19 protein-coding genes are annotated in these 19,729 nt (G+C 59.6%); 7 read left to right on the plus strand and 12 right to left on the minus strand.

The features are described 5' to 3' along the window. Positions 1–9: 9 nt before the first annotated feature. The 9 genes from AB3X86_RS34315 to AB3X86_RS34355 form a co-directional block, all read right to left on the minus strand. The gene (locus tag AB3X86_RS34315) at positions 10–1,590 is read right to left on the minus strand and encodes an FAD-dependent oxidoreductase (RefSeq protein WP_368599398.1); all 1,581 of its coding nucleotides are present in this window, start codon (positions 1,588–1,590) and stop codon (positions 10–12) included. A 36-nt stretch (positions 1,591–1,626) separates the two neighbouring features. Further along, the gene (locus AB3X86_RS34320) at positions 1,627–2,685 is read right to left on the minus strand and encodes a Rieske 2Fe-2S domain-containing protein (protein WP_368599399.1); all 1,059 of its coding nucleotides are present in this window, start codon (positions 2,683–2,685) and stop codon (positions 1,627–1,629) included. A gap of 243 nt (positions 2,686–2,928) precedes the next feature. After that, complete coding sequence (locus AB3X86_RS34325) at positions 2,929–3,774, minus strand: amidohydrolase (RefSeq protein ID WP_176125424.1); 846 nt, start codon at positions 3,772–3,774, stop codon at positions 2,929–2,931. A 46-nt stretch (positions 3,775–3,820) separates the two neighbouring features. After that, positions 3,821–4,924, minus strand: a complete 1,104-nt coding sequence (locus AB3X86_RS34330; RefSeq protein WP_368599400.1) for a zinc-binding dehydrogenase — start codon at positions 4,922–4,924, stop codon at positions 3,821–3,823. 26 nt (positions 4,925–4,950) lie between these two features. Next, a complete protein-coding gene (locus AB3X86_RS34335; protein WP_368599401.1) occupies positions 4,951–5,745 on the minus strand; it encodes an amidohydrolase in 795 nt (264 codons plus the stop codon). A 7-nt stretch (positions 5,746–5,752) separates the two neighbouring features. Then, the gene (locus tag AB3X86_RS34340) at positions 5,753–7,006 is read right to left on the minus strand and encodes a Rieske 2Fe-2S domain-containing protein (protein ID WP_176368715.1); all 1,254 of its coding nucleotides are present in this window, start codon (positions 7,004–7,006) and stop codon (positions 5,753–5,755) included. Positions 7,007–7,065: 59 nt separating this feature from the next. Beyond that, positions 7,066–7,371, minus strand: a complete 306-nt coding sequence (locus AB3X86_RS34345; protein WP_176106749.1) for a hypothetical protein — start codon at positions 7,369–7,371, stop codon at positions 7,066–7,068. Between the two features lie 9 nt (positions 7,372–7,380). Beyond that, positions 7,381–8,565 carry an acyl-CoA dehydrogenase family protein gene (locus tag AB3X86_RS34350; protein WP_176368713.1) on the minus strand — a complete coding sequence of 395 codons (1,185 nt, stop codon included), beginning with the start codon at positions 8,563–8,565 and terminating at the stop codon, positions 7,381–7,383. Between the two features lie 82 nt (positions 8,566–8,647). Further along, positions 8,648–9,790, minus strand: a complete 1,143-nt coding sequence (locus AB3X86_RS34355; RefSeq protein ID WP_368599402.1) for a glycosyl hydrolase — start codon at positions 9,788–9,790, stop codon at positions 8,648–8,650. A 273-nt stretch (positions 9,791–10,063) separates the two neighbouring features. On the opposite strand from AB3X86_RS34355, the gene AB3X86_RS34360 reads away from it, so the two are divergent. The 7 genes from AB3X86_RS34360 (at position 10,064) to AB3X86_RS34390 (ending at position 15,797) form a co-directional block, all read left to right on the plus strand. Continuing rightward, the gene (locus tag AB3X86_RS34360; RefSeq protein WP_176125476.1) at positions 10,064–11,023 is read left to right on the plus strand and encodes a PDR/VanB family oxidoreductase; all 960 of its coding nucleotides are present in this window, start codon (positions 10,064–10,066) and stop codon (positions 11,021–11,023) included. 58 nt (positions 11,024–11,081) lie between these two features. Beyond that, complete coding sequence (locus tag AB3X86_RS34365) at positions 11,082–12,095, plus strand: amidohydrolase family protein (RefSeq protein ID WP_368585469.1); 1,014 nt, start codon at positions 11,082–11,084, stop codon at positions 12,093–12,095. A 27-nt stretch (positions 12,096–12,122) separates the two neighbouring features. Continuing rightward, positions 12,123–13,127 carry a protocatechuate 3,4-dioxygenase gene (locus AB3X86_RS34370; RefSeq protein ID WP_368599403.1) on the plus strand — a complete coding sequence of 335 codons (1,005 nt, stop codon included), beginning with the start codon at positions 12,123–12,125 and terminating at the stop codon, positions 13,125–13,127. A 14-nt stretch (positions 13,128–13,141) separates the two neighbouring features. Beyond that, the gene (locus AB3X86_RS34375; protein WP_368599404.1) at positions 13,142–13,804 is read left to right on the plus strand and encodes an RraA family protein; all 663 of its coding nucleotides are present in this window, start codon (positions 13,142–13,144) and stop codon (positions 13,802–13,804) included. A gap of 2 nt (positions 13,805–13,806) precedes the next feature. Continuing rightward, complete coding sequence (locus tag AB3X86_RS34380) at positions 13,807–14,484, plus strand: RraA family protein (protein WP_368599405.1); 678 nt, start codon at positions 13,807–13,809, stop codon at positions 14,482–14,484. Next, positions 14,481–15,152, plus strand: coding sequence for a 4-carboxy-4-hydroxy-2-oxoadipate aldolase/oxaloacetate decarboxylase (locus AB3X86_RS34385; RefSeq protein ID WP_368599406.1), 672 nt, complete (start codon positions 14,481–14,483; stop codon positions 15,150–15,152). The genes AB3X86_RS34380 and AB3X86_RS34385 overlap by 4 nt, the downstream gene beginning before the upstream one ends. Positions 15,153–15,251: 99 nt before the next feature. Further along, positions 15,252–15,797: a flavin reductase family protein gene (locus tag AB3X86_RS34390; protein ID WP_246391938.1), complete on the plus strand. Its 546-nt coding sequence runs from the start codon at positions 15,252–15,254 to the stop codon at positions 15,795–15,797. Positions 15,798–15,903: 106 nt separating this feature from the next. On the opposite strand, the gene AB3X86_RS34395 is transcribed toward AB3X86_RS34390, so the two are convergent. The 3 genes from AB3X86_RS34395 to AB3X86_RS34405 form a co-directional block, all read right to left on the minus strand. Next, positions 15,904–16,605, minus strand: coding sequence for a GntR family transcriptional regulator (locus tag AB3X86_RS34395; protein ID WP_368599407.1), 702 nt, complete (start codon positions 16,603–16,605; stop codon positions 15,904–15,906). Between the two features lie 528 nt (positions 16,606–17,133). Continuing rightward, the gene (locus AB3X86_RS34400) at positions 17,134–17,841 is read right to left on the minus strand and encodes a dienelactone hydrolase family protein (protein ID WP_368599408.1); all 708 of its coding nucleotides are present in this window, start codon (positions 17,839–17,841) and stop codon (positions 17,134–17,136) included. A gap of 540 nt (positions 17,842–18,381) precedes the next feature. Continuing rightward, positions 18,382–19,560 (minus strand): porin, encoded by a 1,179-nt coding sequence (locus AB3X86_RS34405; RefSeq protein ID WP_368599409.1) that lies wholly within the window; start codon positions 19,558–19,560, stop codon positions 18,382–18,384. Positions 19,561–19,729 lie beyond the last annotated feature (169 nt).

Raw genomic sequence — 19,729 nt, forward strand, 5'->3', positions numbered from 1 at the left:
TGTAATCAATCAGCGAAGCTTCCGATCCTCGCTATCGGAAAGTGCCGTCTTCGCTGCTGTCATGCCTGATACGATGAACTCCGCAATATCGCCCATCGAGTTGTAAAACGGACCCCACAAAGATCCACACTCCCCGACTGCATAGAGACCGGGAATCGGCTTGTCCTGATGATCGAGAACACGTTGCCCCGCATCATGTTTCGGTCCGCCGTGGGTATTGAGGTACGTCGGCAGCATGGGTCCGATCGCGTAGTACGGTCCCTTGTCGTTGAGCGGCACCAGGAACGTCTCGCGTCCGAACTCGGGATCGGCATTCAGACGGCACTGCTCGTTATAGCGCTCGACCGTCTCACGAAGTGCCTGGGGATCGAGGTGACCGGCCTTGGTCACGCCCGGGATTTCCGGCCATTGGCACTTCAATGCCAGCTCTTCGAGCGTATCGGCCTTGATGATCAGACCTTCTTCGAGTTCCTTGAGATTGTCCTGGCTCCACGGCGGCACGCGCGAATTCAGCGTGGTCATCGCCGCGCCACCGGCCCGAACCTTTTCGTCGAAGATGTGGAATGCCGGCACGTTGGTGAATTCCGGAATGCCCGGGGTCGTTGCTAGCCACGTGTCGCGATTCGCCAACCCGTGTTGAACGACCGACGTGTCGATCGTTTCGTTGTGGAAGCGCTTCGCCTGTCGGTTCACCCACAGCAGACTGCCGCCGTCCTTGAACGCGCCCGACTTGTAGCCGAAACCCGCTACCTTGTTAAGGTCATACGTGACATAGACGTACCCTTCCTTAGTCTTGATGCCCATGTTGAGCGGGCCTGCCACGGCGTTCATGTGCCACAGCTGGGCACCGACTTCCTGCGCCATGCGGATGCCGTCGCCGGTCAGATTCGGGCTGCCCAGGAAATAGATCGGGCATGCGGTGAGAAACTGCTTGCACATGGCCTCGTTCGCTTCGAAGCCACCGCTGGCCAGCACCGTTGCCTTGCGACCGCGAATCGTGATCGTCGTGCCATCTTCGCGTTCGGCTTCGACACCGAGAATCGCACGCGTCACCGGATGCTGAATCAGACGCGTAACACGCGTGCTGTACTTGACACGTGCACCCGCCTTCTCTGCTTGAGCCGAGATCGCGTTATAGAGACCTGCGCCGCCTGGCGCGGCCACGACGCTCATACCCTTGATGCTCTCGGCGCCCGGAGCGCCCGCGAACTCGGGAAAGAAACCCGGCGCCGAGAACGGCTGCGGGTTGTCTTTGAGCGGCAATTCCAGTTTGTGCTGGAACGCGGGTATGTCTTTGAGACTTGCGACGAAATGACGAAGAACGCTCTCCTCGGTCTGACCTGCACACAACCAGTTCAGATACTTGAAAGACTCTTCTTCATCGACGGAGGTCATGATCAGACCACCCGCCACACAGACCGAGTTACCGCCACCCTGCGCACCCTTTTCGAGGATAAGCACGTCAGCGCCCTGTTCGGCGGCAGCGAACGCGAACGTTGCGCCCGCACCGCCATAGCCGACCACAACCATATCGGCCTGTTCATCCCATTGGGGCTCGGTCCAGTTCACTTCCATCTTTTCGTTATCCATCGTGTCTCTAAACATACCGGCGCGGGGTTGAGCTGCTCAGGCTGCGGGAGATGCTGCCTGCTCGGCTTCTTCCTTCGTGCGAAGGCCGTCATAAATCTCGTTGTAACGCAGCACCGGCTGATCCATCGCCAGCATGATCATCTTGCGGCCCGGCACCTTCTTGATCATTGCCTGCTGCGCTTCGATGATTGCCTTGTCTTCGGCGAATGCCGCGTCGGCGATTACGAATGCGTGTTCCTTCAGATCGGCGTGCTCATGATCCGGACCGAAGTTGTAGAAGAACATCGATTGCGTATCGTTGATCGGCGTAATCATCTGGCACGTGCAGCGACGGAAGATCGGTTGCTCGTTCGGCTTACCGTCGACGAAACGATCTTGAACGCCCGGTGCGAAGGAGTTGATCTTCAGAATGAAGACGCCCGGCACCAGGAAGGTGCTGACCACGTTATCGTCGGAAGGCAGATCGAAATACGGGTTCGTCGGACGGCCCATGTGCCAACGATCGGCGACGACGCCACGTTCGAGAACCGTCGTGCCGCGCTTGGTCTCGCCATCCTTCTGAACCTTCAGCGACACCTTGTTATTCGCACCGAACGTCGATTCGTGAATGAACGGTGCGTGCGACAGGTCGAGCAGGTTGTCGGCCACGAGTTCTGCATTGCCGTTCATGACGAACTTCGAGCAGACCATCGAGTACGTGTCGCTATCCGGACCTTCGATCGGCGGAATCAGTGCGACGTCGGCCTTTGCCGGGTCACCCATCCAGACCCACGCGGCACCGTGCTTTTCTTCGATCGGGTAGCTGCGCACGCAGACCTTCGACGAAATCCGCTCCTGGCCTGGGATTTCGGTGCAGCGACCATCGGCAGCGAACTTCAGGCCGTGATACATGCAGCGCAGTTCGTCGCCTTCTTTGCGGCCAACCGTCAGCGGCGCCAAACGGTGCGGGCACAGGTCTTCCAGAGCGACGAGCGTGCCGTCGTCCTTGCGATAGAGCGCCAGCGGTTCGTCCATCACGGTGAACGGGACGATGTCGGTAGCCGAGAACTCGCTCGACCAGCCAACCATGTACCAACAGTTCCGAAGGAATTTCATTTGATGTCTCCTCAGAGAGAATCGAGAACGGACAAATCGAGCGTAGTGCCTGACATATGCGGTACAGCCGACCCAACTTGCCCCGGATCGGATCTACCGCGCTCGATCGCCGAAAGTATTCAATTGGGTATTCTTTATCTTATCTTGTAGCACCGCTCGACAAGACTCGGGGATACCCTTAAATGCGAGAATCGGCGTCCCGCTTTTTCTTGGGTTGGAACGCCGGATCCACGTGGGCAAATATCAGCTGAAGTACACGCGTTCAGCGGTCGTGTGCAGGACCTTGCGCTGATCTGCTTCAGAGAGCGACGACACTGAATCCTTTGCCAACTGAACCATATCCTTGTACTCACCCTTCGACTGCGCGATGTCCGAACCCCACATCACGCGGTCGGCTCCGAACGACCGCACGACACGCTCGACGACGGGCGCTGCCGGCAGCTCGAGTGCCTTCAGCTTGCCGAGGTTGATCATCGAGTACAGCAGGTAGACGTTCGGCGAGTCGACGAACTTGAGCAGCGCTTCGTCCACGCCGTAGTCCGGTGCGCCCGATTCGCCGACGATGTTCGAAAAGTGGTCGAGAATGACCGGCGTGTTCGGGAATTGCTTGACGACGTCTCGAAGCGCTTCGAGCGCGGCGGCGCGATTCCAGCGATAGAAGTGCAGGCGCACCGAGCCGCCGAGATCCGACACAGCCGACCATGCACGCATGGCTTCTTTCGACGCGAACCAGCTCGAGTCCGCGCCCTTGTTCGGCTCCGTCAGACGAATGCCGACCGAGCCACGCTGGCCAACCCAGTAGCGCACGGTTTCTTCCACGTTGTCGGCCAGTGCATCGATCATGCACAGCGACCGCAGACGATCGGGATATTGCTCTGCGGAATCCACCACATAGTCGTTGTGGAAGCCGTAGAGGTGAGCGCGCTGGACCGCGAGCGCCTTCTCGACACCATTTGCATCGAGCAGGTCGATCAGGCGTTCGGCCGTCACCGGGTTGTCGAATGCGTTGGCTTCGAGCGTGCCGCTCAAAGGCGACGGCGGATACTTCTCCACGTTCGTGGAAATCAGGTGGGCGTGACTGTCGATCATGACGTTACCTTCTCTGTAAAATTCGATATCAACAAACGGTAGGGCGTTATTTCCACGGATCGACACAGACGTGGATAGCGCCTTCGACGCCACGCCCGGCCGTCGCCAGGATCGCTTCGTGTGTCTGTGCGAGTCCGAAGGTGTGCGAGCACACCTCGTCGATCGGATAGCGGCCCGAACCGATATAGCGCAGTGCCAGTTCCACAGCCGCATAGCTACGGCCACGCGGTGCACGCACCGTCAGATAGCGCTTCTTGATCTCGCCGATCGGCACGTGCTGTTCCAGGCCGTTCAGGCTCAGGTAGGCGCCCTTCGCTGCCAGCGCGATCGCCTGCGTGACGATTTCGCCTTTGGGATCGCCCGTGGTATCGACAACGACGTCCACGCCACGGCCCTTCGTGATACGCATCACTTCGGCTTCGAGGTCTTGCGTCTCGACATTGATCGCGTAGTCGGCGCCAAGGCGCAGCGACAGATCGAGACGAGTCTGGTCACGCGTCATACCCGCGAGAATCACCGTGTAAGAGCCAGCGGCCTTTGCCGCCAGCACGCAGCCCAAACCCTGCTGGCCAGGACCGAAGACGAGCACGACCTTGCCGGGGCCTGCGCCACCGTCAAGACACGCCCACTGCACGCCGTTGCCGAACGGCACGGCCAGCGTCGCATGCGTGGCCGGCATGTCGTGGGGAATCTTGTGCATCACCGTGTTGAGCGGCATGTGCATGTACTGCGCGTAACCGCCCCACAGATGCGGCGGCTTGTTGGCGGTGGACATGCCGAATCGATCGGTATTCAGACGATCCTTCACGTTGAAGAAATCGACTTCCATGCACAGACGGAAATCGCCCTTCATACACCACTCGCAATTCCAGCACGGCAGGTATTCATGGAGAGCAACGCGGTCGCCGGGCTTGACGCCCCACCGCTTAGCCGCGATTTCGCCAACTTCTTCGATCGTGCCGACGTTCTCGTGGCCCATGATCACCGGAACGTGACCGGCCTTGCGATACAACTCGGGATCGCTGCCACCGACGCCGCTGGCTTCGATGCGCAGAATGCCGGTCTCGGGGCGCACTTGCGGATAATCGAATTCACGCAATTCGGTGGTCTCGACATCCGTCTTGACCGCGGCCAATACCTTCTTCGTCATGTCTGTCTCCTACTAGTTTTTCAATCTCAGGCTTTCGAAAATACGCGCAGGGCGGTGCCGCCAAAGATCGCGTCGAGATCGTCATTCGTCAGTCCCGCGAGTGCCTGATGCGTGAGTTTCAACGCCAGACCATATCCCTCGCGTGAACTCACGACGGGGAAGTCAGAGCCCCACATCAAACGATCAGCGCCGAACGCGCTAACTGCTTCGTGTAGGAGCGTAGGACGGGCATCGCCAAACGGCCGGCCCTGCTGCCATGTTTTCGAATCGCGAGGCAATAGTTCGCCAAGGCCCGGTACTTTCAGCATCACGTTGGGGAGCGCCGCGAGTTTGAACACCTGGCGGCGCTGCGCCAGCGCTTCATCCGTTGAAGCCGGCGTGCTGGTGCCGCCAAGATGCTCGAGGACAATCGTCGTACCCGGCAATTTGGTGATCAATTCAATGAAGCCCGGCGCGTTGAATGCTTCAGCAGATCCAACGCAGCTCACTGGCAATCCCGAGGCCTGGATACCGCGCCAAGCCTCGGGAAGGCGACCGTCGACAAGACATGCCGATGGTCTCAATCGAATACCGCTGGCACCGGCACGGGCCAGCGATTCGATCGTTTTCGCAACGTCCGGGTCCTCGACATCGACCCAGGCCACGCTCGACAGACGGCCGGGAAATCGTTTGACGCATTCCTGCTGATACCGGTTATCCGTCTGTCCAATCATCTGCGTGAGCACGGCATGACCAACACCGTATTCATTCATCTGATCGAGCAGCGTCTCGACGGGCTCATACCAATGAGGCGATACGTGAGCGTGGCTATCGACGATCATGCGAACCTCAGGCCTTCAGAGCGACGTCCGGGTTGAGGGGCACTTCTTCCTTCCACGTGCGGTCGTTCGGGAAGATCACTGTCGAAGCGTGAATCTGATTCCACGGAATCGTGTTCGTCAGCACGCTCGGCAGTTCACCGCTTTGTGCATACGCGCGTGCCGAACGAATCATCTGGCGACGCCATGCAACGACCGCGACGTCCGACGTGCCGAGGTGTTCCTTCGTGCGGTCGAGGATGCGGCCCTGCGTTTCGCTGACTGCGTGGTCTTGCGTCAGGATGCCCTTGATGCCCGACATCGACGAGGTCTTCATCGCTTCGCGGTCCTGCTTGTACCAGTTGTCGATGTTGAGTTCCTTGCGGAAGTTTTCGTCGACCCAGTGACCGCCTTCCTGGATGCGATATTCGATATCGACCGGCTGGGTTTCGTCGAAGAACCACTGGATGTGCCACGTCGATTCGTCATCGCGCGGAACGAAAGCGTTGGCCATGCGGCGGTTCTTGCGGACGCCGAAGCCATCGGGCGGGATCAGCGTGAAGAACGGCAGAATCACTTCCGTGACGCGTGCGTGCAGCTTGCCTTCTTCCCGGAAATTGCGGACGCCGGCGTAGCGCAAACCATACAGCGTGTATTCGACTTCGATCTTCGGACGCAGATCGCGCTCGTGCTCGTACTTCGCCGGTGCCGACCACGGCTGCTCGCGGTGAAGGACACCCGCGTGTGCCGAGTCGATCGTGCCTTCGACGGCCTGAGCGTAGTTGCAGTCTTCGAGAACCTTGAACGCTGCGACCTTTTCTGCCGGGTACGACAGAAAATCGAAGTCGGGGAACTGCGGAACCTTCGCCGGGTCGCCCATGTACGTCCAGATCACGCCAGCGACTTCACGCACCGGGTACGCGATCGCCTTGATACGCGAGCACAGCTTCGAATCTTCCGGCTCGGTCGGGGTGTCCATGCACTGGCCATCTACCGCGAACTTCCAGCCGTGGTACAGACAACGCAGACCGCCTTCCGAGTTGTCGCCCAGCGCGAGCGATGCACGACGGTGCGGGCACTGTTCTTCGAGCAGGCCGACCTTGCCATCGCTGTCGCGGAACGCCACGAGATCTTCGCCCAACAGACGCACGCGCTTGGGCGCACCGCCCGGCTCCTGAATTTCCGATGCGAGCAGCGCCGGAATCCAGAATTGACGAATCATGTCGCCGTTCGGGGTGCCTTTTCCTACTTGAGTCAGAACGTCGTTGTCTTCACGGGAAAGCATGTTTGCTCCTAATCTCTTATGTGTGAATTTGCGTGGGAGACCGAAATCCCCCGTCGGCCTTAAACGAGTGCGACCGCTTTTAGCAGTCGCTCGCGAGCGTCTACGGTGTTACTTTCGTTGCCGATCAGGTCGTGCGCTTCGATGACCAGATTGCGCAGCGCCACGAGGTTCTGCCCTTCGGCCGAGTTCGCGGCATTCCGTGCTTCCGCAGCGATATCGTTGTCGAGCAGTCGCCAGACTTCGTCCAGTTCGGACTCGCGATAAATCATCTGTTCGAACGTGCGCGAGTTCTCCACCCGTTCGATAATCTGACGCAGCGTTTCCGGCGAGTAATCCTCGATTGAATGAAGATCATCCACGTTCATTGGTAACTCCTATTTCTTAGGACCGGGGCCGAAGTTCGAAGGCGGCAGATCGAGTGCCTGACGTCCATAACTCGTCAGTGCGCTGTCCCACGTGAATGCGAAGTGCTGCGCGGCCGAATTGACGTCGCGCCAGATTCGTTGGAGGTCCGACGCGTTATAGATGCTGGTGCCACCCGCGGCTTCGAACAAACTGTTGGCCGCACGACGAGCCGTTTGCGCCGAATATGCCCAATCGCGGGAAATGCGTGACCATTCGAGCGGCGTCAACGACTTTGCGCTTTCTGCTGTGTCAATGCGACGTGTGTCTTCGAGAATCAACGCATAGGCGGCGTCGAGATCCGCCGTCGCGTGTGCGAGACGTTCGATCGTTGCGGACTGCTCTGCCATTTGGTCAGCCGGCATTGCCTTCAGACGTGGCGCCAGACCTTCGGTGAATGATTTGATTGCCGCGCGTGCCATGCCCAGGGGCGCACCGATCAGCGAGAACGGCGTGACGTTATGGAACGGCATCCGATAGATCGGAGCACGCATGGCATCGGCGCCTTCGACATTGCCCGTCATCATTTCCTTGACGGACACCGAACGGTGTGCCGGGATGAACGCTTCGGCGACCTTGATCGTGCGGCTGCCGGTGCCACGCAAGCCTGCGGTGTGCCAGTCATCGACGATCTGGATGTCCGAGCGCGGGATCACGAAGAAACGCGGTTCGGGCGGGCCGTCTTCGCGCTGCACCGCATTGCCGACGATGACCCACTCCACGTGATCGATGCCGGAGCAGAAACGCCCTTCACCGTTCACGAGTTTGTAGCCACCGTCGACTTCGGTAATCGTGCCGCCGAGGCGGAACACCGTAGCCGTCAGAGCGTGGCCTTTGCCCAGCACGTCTTGCTGTGCTTTCAACGGGAACAGGTTCAGCATCCAGCTGTGACCGGCGAGCACGCCGAACACCCAACCGGTCGAACCGCAAGCCGACGCGATTTCTGCCGTGACTTCGACGAGCGTCGTGAAGCCCAGCTCGGAACCGCCAAACGACTTCGGCGTGATGATGTTGAAAAGACCCGACTCACGTAGTGCGTCGATGGTTTCTTTCGGCACCACGCGATCGCTTTCGGTCTGTTTGACACGTGAACGAATCACGTCGTGCAAACCGCGAGCGATAGCGAGGGCGTCCTCGTGACTAGCAATACGACTCAAGGCGTTCTCCTGTTAAGGCTTGCTGCGCCGCGCTCGAGGAACCGGCGCGCAGAATAGTTTTTGTTTAGCCGATGTGGCCGGGTCAGTGTTCGTTGCGGCCGTAACGACCTTCGACGTTCATGCGTTCCTTGGCATCGAGGAACCAGCGGTAGTGACCACCCTTCGAGATCGGCGGCACGTCTTCCGAGATCGCGTACCAGCTTTCGCCGTCGTTCTCGGTCGCGTAAATCTCGCCCGTCGCGGTACCGGCGATGAGCATGATCCTGTCGTCCCAGTGATAGAGGCCCATGCCCTCGATGTTGCCGATGATTTCCGTGGGCAAACCATTACGCATATGGTCCCAGGTGACGCCACCATCGGTGCTCTTGAGAACCGTGGCATCCGCCGACTTCCGTGCACCCCAGTCACGCGGCGCGTTGCCCGGGCCACCGAGATACAGCACGTTTTCGTTGCGGGGATCGATGAACATCGCGTCGGGATAACCGATGAGGTCTTGACGGGTCATCAGGTGCACCCACGTCTCGCCTGCGTCTGCGCTGTAGTGCAGGCCTTCGCCGCCGCACATGAACATCTGCCGGGGATTGGACGGACGAATCAGCACGCGGTGGTTGTCGTGGTAGAACTTGTCGTTTTCCGATTCGTAGCTACGCGGCTCGGTCCATGTCTTGCCGTCATCGACCGTCTTGAGCAGCGCGCCCTGTTCGATACAGATATAGAGCGTCTCCGGTTCGGCCGGATGGAACGCGATGTTCTTTACGTGCGCGATGTGCGGGGGCGGCGGGAACGTCCACTTGTCCTGGTCCGGCACCGTCATCATCTCGGGGATTTCGACCCACGTCGCACCCAGGTCGTCGCTGCGATAAAGCGCGGACGGCTCCGTGCCCAGGAACAGAACGGTACGGCCATCGCGCTCCTGCTGCGCCATCGTGTAGATATGCGTGCTGTTCAGCCCGTTGTTGGCCGGTTCCCACGTCAGCCCGAGGTCCTTGCTGACCGACAGACTGCCTTGGCCGTGTGCGCCCGCGAACAACAGACCCGCTTTCGGCACGTAGAGCAGCGCGCTCACGTGGCGATCTTCCAGCGCCTTGCGCGTGAGCTTCCACGGCGCATTGGCGTCGGCACGCTCGAACACGAGCATGCCGCGAATAGTGGCGACCAACAGCGTGGTTGCCGCACCCTCACCGTACGTGACGGTTCCACCGTTGGTGGTCAGAACTGCGATCATTTCTCCTCCCTAGGGGAATACCCCGTGTGATGTCGCCTGTTTTCCTCAGAAACGTAGTCGCTACAGCTTCCGCCAGACTGTGCGCCGAAGAGGCTTTGACTTTTTTCTGGTCAGGCCAAATAATATGCAAAAAAGAATTACGCGTCAAACGGCCCACGGAACTTTCAGTGCCCCGTGATTCTGACGTCAGATGTTTTTAAACAAGGAAGCGTGATGTGTGATTCTTGCGCGCCGTTTGCGCGGTTCTCCGCGTTCTACGATTTTGGAGGTGACATGAGTGAACAACTGAATGAAGTGATGACCCTGCGTTTGACGGCGATCAACTATCTGGCCCGGAACACGCTGGCCTTCACGTTCGAAGACCCCGAGGGCAACCTGCTGCCCGGGGCGGAACCGGGCGCTCACGTCGGAGTCGTTTTGCCGAACGGCCTGACCCGTCAGTACTCGCTATTGGAATACAGCAACAGCCTGACACAGCGTTCGTACGTGGTCGGCGTCAAACTCGATCCGCAGTCGCGCGGCGGCTCGCGCTATATGCACGAAACGATGCGTGTCGGCGATCTCATCCAGATCGAAGCACCTCGCAACAATTTCCCGCTCAATGAAGATGCAGCGCACACCGTCCTGGTCGCCGGCGGCATCGGGATTACACCTATTCTGTGTATGGCCCGTCGTCTGAAAGAACTCGGCCAATCGCCGCGTATCTATTACTCGTGCCGTGAACGCGTCGACGTGGCGTTTGCCGAGGAATTGAAAAGCTTCGAAGGCGCGCTGGTTCACGTCGATGCCGAGGCCGGCACATTCCTTAACATCGCGGACGTCGTCAAGAACGAACCGTCTACCGCTCACTTCTACTGCTGCGGCCCCGGCCCGATGCTCGAGGCGTTCGAAGCCGCGTGTGCATCGCTGCCTCAGGAACAGGTTCACGTCGAATACTTCTCCGCGAAGCAGGAAGCCGCGCTCGATGGAAACTTCGTCATCGAATTGCGCAAGAGCGGAAAAACCCTGACGGTCCCGCAGGGCAAGACGATTCTCAACGTCGTGCGCGACGCGGGAATCCCCATTTCCTATTCCTGTGAAGAAGGCGTGTGCGGCGCGTGTGAAGTCCGCGTGCTCGAAGGGCAGCCGGATCACCGCGATGCCATTCTGTCGGAGCCCGAAAAGGCTGCGAACAACACGATGATCATTTGCTGTTCTGGCTGTAAGGGCGACCGTCTCGTCCTCGATCTGTAAGTAGAACACCGGGCGACGACGTCGCCCACATCTCACGTTAAGTCAAGGAGACAAGTAAGTGATTATCGATTGCCACGGTCACGTCAGCGCGCCCGCCGAACTCTGGGTCTACAAGGCACATATCCTCTCGCATCGCGGCGAGCATGGTCGCAGGATGCCGGAAGTGACGGACGAAGAGATCCTGCACTACGCCAACAAGAAAGAAATGGCGCCGGTCGGCCACATCGACATGCTCGATCGCGTGGGCACGAACGTCCAGCTGCTGTCGCCGCGGCCGTTCCAGATGATGCACAGCCAGAAGCCGGGCAAACTCGTACACTGGTTCACCGAAGAAACGAACAACATCATCTCGCGCACGGTCAAGCTGCTGCCGAAGCGCTTTATCGGTGTCGGCGGCCTGCCGCAAGTTGCGGGTGACCCGATCGAAACGGTGTTGCCGGAACTCGAACGCGGCGTGAAGGAACTCGGCTTCAAGGGCGTGCTGCTCAACCCCGATCCGTTCGAAAACAGCGGCAGCGAAGCCCCGGGGCTGGGTGAGCGCTACTGGTATCCGCTGTACGAAAAGCTGTGCGAACTCGACATTCCGGCGCACATCCACGCTACGGGTTCACATTCGGCTCGCTCGCCCTACACCGTTCACTTCATCAATGAAGAAACGATCGCGGTGTTCAACCTCGTCAACTCGAACGTATTCAAGGACTTCCCGAAGCTGAAGATCATGATCTCGCACGGCGGCGGCTCGATCCCATATCAGATCGGTCGCTTCCAGTCGGGTGCCGCACGCGCTGGCCGCAACTTCCTCGAAGGTATGCGCAACCTGTATTACGACACCGTGCTCTACTCGGAAGAGTCGCTGCGACTGCTGATCAAGACCGTGGGTGCCGATCGCTGCCTGTTCGGTGCCGAGTGCCCGGGCGTCGGCTCGGCGATCAATCCGGATACGGGCCGCACGTTCGACGACATCAAGCCGTACATCCAGGGCTTCGACTGGCTGTCGCAGGAGGAGAAGGACAAGATCTTCTTCGGCAATGCCCGCGACTTCTTCAAGCTCGACCTCGCGGATTACGAATAATTCCCGGCGCCCACAGGACTCGAAACCATGGCAAAAATCGTACTGGGAATGGGGACATCGCACGGTCCCATGCTCGTGACGCCGCCTGAAACCTGGGGCGCTCGTGTACCCGATGACCGACTGAATAAGCATCACTTCGAGGGCCGTGAGTGGTCCTTCGATGAACTCGTCGATTATCGGCGTGCCGAGAACCTCGGGAACCAGATCACGCTCGACGTATGGAAAGCCAGGCACGCCCAGTGTCTCGCAGCCATTGAGGAGATGGCGCGGGTTCTCGCTGAAGCGAAGCCGGACGTCGTTGTGATCGTCGGCAACGATCAGATGGAAATCTTCGATACCGATTGCATCCCTGCACTCAGCGTGATGTGTGGCCCGACGATCGTGAACAACATGATCAGCCACGAGAAACTTCAGACGATGCCCCCGGGTGTGCGTCACGCGATGCCGGGCTATATGCCGGACACCGCGAGTTACTCCGGCGTTCCCGAACTCGCGAAGCACATCATCAAGACCGCGATGAACGATCAGTTCGACGTCGCAGCCCTTCAGCGTCTGTCGGAAACCGAAACGCCGCACGCGTTCGGGTTCGTGTTCCGTCAGTTGATGAAGGATCAGGTGATCCCGACCGTGCCGGTGCTCGTCAACACGTTCTACCCGCCGAATCAACCGACTGTTGCCCGCTGCCACGCGTTCGGTCGCTCGATCGGTCGCGCTATCCAGTCGTGGGACACGGATGCACGCGTTGCAGTCATCGCCTCGGGCGGTCTGACGCACTTCGTGATCGACGAGCGCGTCGACCAGTTGGTCCTGAGCGCGATGAAGAACCATGATTTCTCGCCGGTCTTCGAACTTGATGAAGCGATCTTCCAGGCAGGCACGTCGGAAATCAAGAACTGGATTCCGGTCGCTGGCGTGATGGACGAAATCGGCTTCGACATGACGGTGGTCGATTACGTGCCGTGCTATCGCAGCGAAGCCGGTACCGGCAACGCGATGGGTTTCGTCTACTGGAAATCGCCGGACCAGCAATAAGGATTAGCAAAGATATGAAAAGCAAAGACGAATACGTCCACCGCCTTCGGCGATTGGACTGCTGTGCCGTCTCGGATGCGCTGGACAAACTCGGTCTGACCGGTGTCGTCAGCGGTGTTCAGCAGGCTTCGGGCGCGAGGCGGATCGCAGGTCGCGTGCTCACGATGAAACTTGGCGTTGGCGATCCGCCTCCGGGCCCGCCGCGTCACCTCGGCACCACCGCGATCGAACTCGGCGGCGCCGACGACGTGATCGTTGTCGAGCAGCGCACGGGCGTCGAAGCCGGTTCGTGGGGCGGCATCCTCTCGTTGGGCGCCAAGGTTCGCGGCATCGCTGGCGTGATCGCCGACGGCCCGGTCCGTGATATCGACGAATCCCGCGAGATGGATCTGCCGGTGTTCGCGAACGCGTTCACCGCCCGCACTGCCCGCGGTCGCATCGTCGAGAAGGGCGTCAACGTTCCGATCGAGGTCTTCGGTACCGCCGTCGATGCCGGTGATTATGTGATCGCCGACAGCAGCGCCGTGATCTTCATCAGCGCGGCCAACGTTGCACGCGTGATCGAAACCGCCGAATCGATCGTGGCGCGTGAAGCTCTGATGGCGAAGGCTGTACTGGCAGGCACCCCCATTCACGAAGTGATGGGCGGCAACTACGAACTCATGCTTAAGGATTAGTCATGTCCGAAATCGAACAAGACAAGAACGTTGCACGTGCAGCAAAACTTGAAACGGCAACGCTAAGCGACGCTCTCGATCGTCTCGGCCTCAACGGCCAATGCAGCCGTATCAAGCCCCGTGACCCGTCCTTCCGCATGGCTGGTCGTGCATTCACGATCCTCTACGGCCCGGCTGCTTCGCCCGCAGGCACGGTCGGCGACTTCATCGACGACGTGCCGCCCGGCAGCGTGATTGTTCTCGACAACGGCGGTCGCACCGATGCCACCGTTTGGGGCGACATCCTGACCGAAATCGCACACCGTCGCGGCATCGCCGGCACGGTGATCGACGGCATCAACCGCGACGTCCATCTCTGCCTGTCGCTCGGTTATCCGGTGTTCTCCAGGGACAACTGGATGCGCACTGGCAAGGATCGCGTGCAAGTCGAAGCCACGAACGTGGCGGTCAACATCGGCGACGTACGTGTTGCTCCGGGTGACCTGCTACGCGGTGATGCCGATGGCGTTATTTCGATTCCCAAAGAACACGAAGAGCGTGTGCTCGCCGCTGCGGAAGAAATCGACGCAGCAGAAAAAGCGATTCGTGCAGCAGTCGCGTCGGGCATGCGCCTCGACGAAGCGCGCAAGCAGTTCAAGTACCATCAATTGCAAACGCGCACCACCGGGAGCAAGGCATGACCGGCCCGCGCCTCAAGCCGGCGGAGACCACACGCCTCGATATGCAACGTCCGGATACCGAACTGATCAAGGCCGCGGGCAAACTGCCGTCTGCCACGCTGCATGAAGCGGCTGGAAAGATCGGTGCGCTGCCGGCTGCAATCCACCCTGTGGCACCGGGTTTCCAGGTGTGTGGCCCTGCTGTGACCGTCCATTCGCCGGGCGGTGACAACCTGTGGTTGCATCGGGCGATCTACGCCGCACAGCCGGGCGATGTGCTGGTTGTGTCGGTCAGCGAAGCCTATGAGCATGGGTACTGGGGCGAGATCATGTCAACGGCCTCAAAGGTTCGCGGGCTTGCAGGTCTCGTCATTAACGGGTGCGTTCGTGATCAGCGACTGCTGTCCGAGATCGGGTTCCCCGTCTTCGCCCGAGGACTTTGTATCCGCGGCACCGGAAAAGATTTTGGCGCTCGCGGCTGGATCAACGCACCGATCCGACTCGACGACGTGACCGTCAATGCAGGTGACCTGATCGTCGGCGACGAAGATGGTGTCGTCTGCATTCCGCGCGAGCAAGTCGCAACCGCTATTGCAGCCTCGGAAGCACGTGAGGCCGCAGAAGCACAGCAGTTGAAACGGCTCGAGGCAGGCGAAAGCACGCTCAGTATCTTCGGCTGGGACCAGTAACCAGCTGAGAGGTGCGAGTCTCTCTCACGGGCGGCCGTCTTTGGGACGCCACCCGTGTTTCTTTTAGTGTCACCAAATTATGATGACCTGGGGGCGCAATTGAGCATCGAAGAATCTGAATTTAGGCGCGCCATGCGCAGTCTCACCGGGCACGTGTGTTTGATTACCACCGGTTCTGACGCTGACGGTCCACTTGCTGGCATGACAGCAACCGCCGTGACTTCCGTGAGTGCTGCGCCCCCTATCCTGCTCGTCTGCATCAATCGCGCGAATTCCTCGTTGGCGCACGTGCAGGCGACCGGTCATTTCGTCGTCAATGTGCTAGCGCGCAGCGAGCAGGAATTGGCACAACGGTTTTCTCGCCCTATCTCGCCTGAGGAAAAATTCCAGGCCGGCACGTGGAATCGCATCAGGACCGGCGCCCCGGCGTTGGCCACGGCGATGGTGAATTTCGATTGCAGCGTCGAACGTATCGTCGAAATCGGCACGCATGCCGTAATTTTTGGCCACGTATTGGGAACCGCCATTAATACGGACGCAAAGACCCCGCTACTGTATTCGCAGGGTTCTTACGGTGAATTTCAAACCAATAAGGCCGTCGATTTCCACGACATGCTTTGGATCTCGAACTGGGGGTCCGATTAATTTAGCAATTTGGCAGGCGTCTTTGCGTGGGCGTCAAATGACAAACACGTTGCGCGATACCGGCTGTAGATGAAAAAAGGGGCACCGTTGGCGCCCCATCGATCGATCAGGTCTCTCTGGCCGCAAGCACCGCCATCAAGCCGCTCAAAACAATTGATCGGCCCTTTTCGTAAGTCGCGAGCAGCAAGTCTTTATCCTTACTCTGCAGAGCCTTCACCAACCGCGCCTCGATATTCGCATTGCGGTGTTCAGGGTTCGCTGAGATATCTGCGGCCAGTGCACGATAGCGATCGGTCAACCGCATCAATCGCAGCACTTCGCGCTTAAGCACCTTGTTCGGTGACAGATCGAAAATCATGTCGTGGAATGCGCGGTGCTGCTCGATCCAGCCTTCGCGATTGCCCGCACCGAGCAAATGCTCCAGATCCGCGAGCATTGCCTTGAGTTGCTTCATCTGCGCGGCCGTCGGCCATTCGATGGTCATCAGCAATTCGGCTTCAAGCAGTTGCCGCATCCGATATAGTTGCCGTGCCTCGTCGCTCGACAGTTGGGCGACAAAGAACCCACGATTCGGATCGTGTTCGATGATGCCTTCAGCGGCCAGCAGTTTCAGCGCCTCACGCACGGGCACCCGGCTGATGCCGAAGCGCTCGGCAAGATCGGACTGTCGTAGTTGGAAGCCGGGCGCAAGCACTCCCCGGTTGATCAGTTTGCGTGTCTCTGCCGCCACCTGAGCCGGGAAATCACTGCCGTCCAGTTCCTGAAGTTCGCCGGAAGTCACTCGGCCTAGGATCGCAATCGTATTCATTTTCGTATTATATCCCAGAATATCCCGACGCGAACGTCTACCTCAACGACACGCCGTAGCCGGCCCTTGGCCCGGACGCTCGCCGCCCTGCGTATTGCCTCGGGCTCGCGAATTTTACCTTGGGTATTAGGTAGGTACTTAACTGTATTTGCCGGTGCTCGACCGTTCAGACAATGTCAGCGAAGATGTCGCCCGCTCCCGACCGGGGGAACGATGCTTTCAAGTCCCGAACAACGAAATGAACGGACACCGTCTGCCAAGTTAAGTGCTGCTCTACAACTTAACCGAGGATTCCAATACCGTTTAGCATTTTATGTTGGCTTTGCTTTCAAATGCAATTCTCGAGAGATGCATCCGATAAGGAAAACTACGTTTGCGCCAAATCAAATAGTCCACATCCGCCATGTTGACAACGCCATTGAACACGCAGGGTTTGAAGCGCACCTCGCAAACTCGGAAAAGGCTGCATAAGAAAACGGCCGCGCTGCAAAAAAACAGCGCGGCCGTCCGCTTCCGCCATTCACCAACTCATTTCCAAAGCGTGCGGCCAAAGAACGTCAGCGTACGATCCCACGCCTGTTGCGCCCAGACCGGATCGTATTGCGTCTTCGCAATGCGGCCCGACCCAACCGCCGTCTCGTTCGCGAACGCGTGACGCGCCAGATAACGATGAAACTCGATGTCGACCTTCGCGTCGGTGAGTTTCTTTTCGAGCGCGTCGACGGTGTCGGCGGCGAAGAACTCGTCCTGCTGACCCCAGTGGCCCATCACCGGAACCTTGATCTTCGACGCGTCGATATAGTCGAGCGGCGGGAAGCCATACCAGACGACGCCGGCCGCCAGTTCGGGCACGTTGCACAGCGCGAGCAACGTCAGTGCGCCACCCATGCAATAGCCGGTCACGCCGACCTTCGCAGCGTGCTGCTGCAGATACTGGACCGCGCCGCGCACATCCTGCGTTGCGGCATCGCCGAAATCGAGGCCGCTCATCAGATGGTGCGCCTCGTCCTCTTCGACCGTCGACTTGCCGCGATACAGATCGGGCACGAGCGCAAAGTAGCCGGCTTTCGCGAGGCGATCTGCGACGCCGCGAATCTGGTCGTTCAAGCCCCACCATTCCTGGATCACGACGATTGCGGGCGCGCCGGCGGTTTTTTCCGGCTTCGCGAGATAGCCCTGTAGCTGCTTGCCGTCGGGACGGTTGAACGTGATCATCGAACCTGCATGTTGGGTCATCGGTCGCTCCTCGAGTAGACGAAACCGCTAGCATAGCGCCACTGCCCCGTTTCCTGTTCTATCGGAACCGTGTCAGCGCACGGGCGTGCTCCCGTTGAATTGCGCATTATGTAAATCCAACCATACGACGTTGAACATCAGGAAAAGCGCATTAACCAATTCGCCGAAGTGCGGTTCCACAAAGTCGATTGACGACGCTATACTCCACGCCATGCTTTCTGGATCGACATTCGAAGGAAGAGCAGTCGGCGGAACGCGCTCTCAATCGTCTCGTGCCGAAAGCTAACGTTAAAGTACGACGCTGGTCGATGCGCATCGCGGCGCCCCGAAATACCGCACTGGCGCTGCTTTGCGGGTCCATGTCTCTCAGGTTCTGGCCATCATCCTCGGATGCCAGAATCTTTAGGCCGACACACTGTGTCGGCTTTTTTTTATTCGCGAAGTTTTTGCAATTCCGACTCGCCCGACACTCTCGTCAATTGGCAGTCGCATCAAAAGTGCATTCGACACATACCAATTAATCACGTATTGCGATCCGCGCTAGAACCGCTCGATCACACCGAATTGAATACCCGCCACCGGCGCACCCGGATAGGCGACCGGCAGCCCGGTCACGTTGACGCCGCGCAGCGTGAAGCTCGAGTCGTCGTGATTCGCGAGATACGCGGCGCTGAAGTACAGCAGCAGCGTCGGCGACATGCTGTATTCGAATGCCGCGCTGAGCTGGTCGGCGCTGCCGCCAGGCGTCGTGTAGTCGCGCACGTGCGCATAGCCGAGCGACGCACGCGCGTTGTTCGAAAAGCTGTACTGCGCCGATAGCGAGCCGCCCGCGCCGTGATAGACCGGCGCGCCGCCATCGCCATTGAAAAAGGACAGCCACACGCGCAGCTTGCCGAAGGCGTAGTTCGCGCCGCCGAGATTCGCGCGCAGTGCACCGGCACCGTGGGTCTGCTGGCGCGCGTACAGCAAATGCAACTGGTCGAACCGATACGACGCGGTCACGTAATAGCCGTCGATACCGTTGCCGTCCTTCTCGGACGGATCGCGCATCGCCATCATCAGCGTCGCGCTAAAGCCGGCGATGCGCGGCGACAGATATGCAACCGCATTGTTCGCGTATGGGGTGATCTTCGACAGGTTGTTGAGCCCCGAAGCGATCGTGCCGGCGCCGAACGCGTCGAGATCGCCCTTGAACGGAATATAGATTGGCGAATACTGGCGGCCGAAGCGCAGTTCGCCCCAGCCGCCGCTCGCGCCGATCCATGCCTGGCGATTGAAGATCGAGCCAGGCACCTGCAGGCTGCCGTCGGTCGAGCCGAAGCCGTTTTCGAGCGTGAACACGATCGCGTTGCCGCCGCCGAGCGGCTCCGCGCCATGCAGCCCGACGCGCGAACCGCGATATGCGCCCGAGTCCATACGCGCGACCCAGCCCGACCCGGGGTCGGTGATTTCGACGCTCGTGTCGATCACGCCATACAGCGAGACGAAGCCGGCGTTGGTTCCCGAAGCGGAAGCGGCGCCGGTGCCAGTATCGATGTCGGTGACGGCGCCCGCGCCGTGCGCGTAGAGCAGCAGCGCGCCACCTAACCAGGCCGCTGTCACGCCGACGCTGATCGTCAAGGCTTCGCGGACCGTGTTCAGCAGGCAAGCCATGACGTGACGCAGGATGAGGCCCTCCTCAAATACATGGATCGGATATTCCGCGAGCGAACTTACCACGTTCGAACGAGACCATGCGGGCCGTCCAGTACGCTGGCGCACCGTGTTGCCTCACGGGATGATGTTACTCCCGGGTAATTGTCACTCTCCGAATGTTTTGCGATGACGGTTGGCGCTGCGTAGCGGCGCCAACCGTCATCGCGTCGGCATCGCCGAGTATCCGCGTCAC

Source organism: Paraburkholderia sp. BR14374, from assembly GCF_040948685.1.
Taxonomy (GTDB): Bacteria; Pseudomonadota; Gammaproteobacteria; order Burkholderiales; family Burkholderiaceae; genus Paraburkholderia; species Paraburkholderia youngii.

Bases quoted from the DNA above. Each gene is read 5' to 3' on its own strand.
- AB3X86_RS34315 (WP_368599398.1), bottom strand. From the start codon at position 1,590: ATGGATAACGAAAAGATGGAAGTGAACTGGACCGAGCCCCAATGGGAT.
- AB3X86_RS34320 (WP_368599399.1), bottom strand. From the start codon at position 2,685: ATGAAATTCCTTCGGAACTGTTGGTACATGGTTGGCTGGTCGAGCGAG.
- AB3X86_RS34325 (WP_176125424.1), bottom strand. From the start codon at position 3,774: ATGATCGACAGTCACGCCCACCTGATTTCCACGAACGTGGAGAAGTAT.
- AB3X86_RS34330 (WP_368599400.1), bottom strand. From the start codon at position 4,924: ATGACGAAGAAGGTATTGGCCGCGGTCAAGACGGATGTCGAGACCACC.
- AB3X86_RS34335 (WP_368599401.1), bottom strand. From the start codon at position 5,745: ATGATCGTCGATAGCCACGCTCACGTATCGCCTCATTGGTATGAGCCC.
- AB3X86_RS34340 (WP_176368715.1), bottom strand. From the start codon at position 7,006: ATGCTTTCCCGTGAAGACAACGACGTTCTGACTCAAGTAGGAAAAGGC.
- AB3X86_RS34345 (WP_176106749.1), bottom strand. From the start codon at position 7,371: ATGAACGTGGATGATCTTCATTCAATCGAGGATTACTCGCCGGAAACG.
- AB3X86_RS34355 (WP_368599402.1), bottom strand. From the start codon at position 9,790: ATGATCGCAGTTCTGACCACCAACGGTGGAACCGTCACGTACGGTGAG.
- AB3X86_RS34360 (WP_176125476.1), top strand. From the start codon at position 10,064: ATGAGTGAACAACTGAATGAAGTGATGACCCTGCGTTTGACGGCGATC.
- AB3X86_RS34370 (WP_368599403.1), top strand. From the start codon at position 12,123: ATGGCAAAAATCGTACTGGGAATGGGGACATCGCACGGTCCCATGCTC.
- AB3X86_RS34375 (WP_368599404.1), top strand. From the start codon at position 13,142: ATGAAAAGCAAAGACGAATACGTCCACCGCCTTCGGCGATTGGACTGC.
- AB3X86_RS34380 (WP_368599405.1), top strand. From the start codon at position 13,807: ATGTCCGAAATCGAACAAGACAAGAACGTTGCACGTGCAGCAAAACTT.
- AB3X86_RS34385 (WP_368599406.1), top strand. From the start codon at position 14,481: ATGACCGGCCCGCGCCTCAAGCCGGCGGAGACCACACGCCTCGATATG.
- AB3X86_RS34395 (WP_368599407.1), bottom strand. From the start codon at position 16,605: ATGAATACGATTGCGATCCTAGGCCGAGTGACTTCCGGCGAACTTCAG.
- AB3X86_RS34400 (WP_368599408.1), bottom strand. From the start codon at position 17,841: ATGACCCAACATGCAGGTTCGATGATCACGTTCAACCGTCCCGACGGC.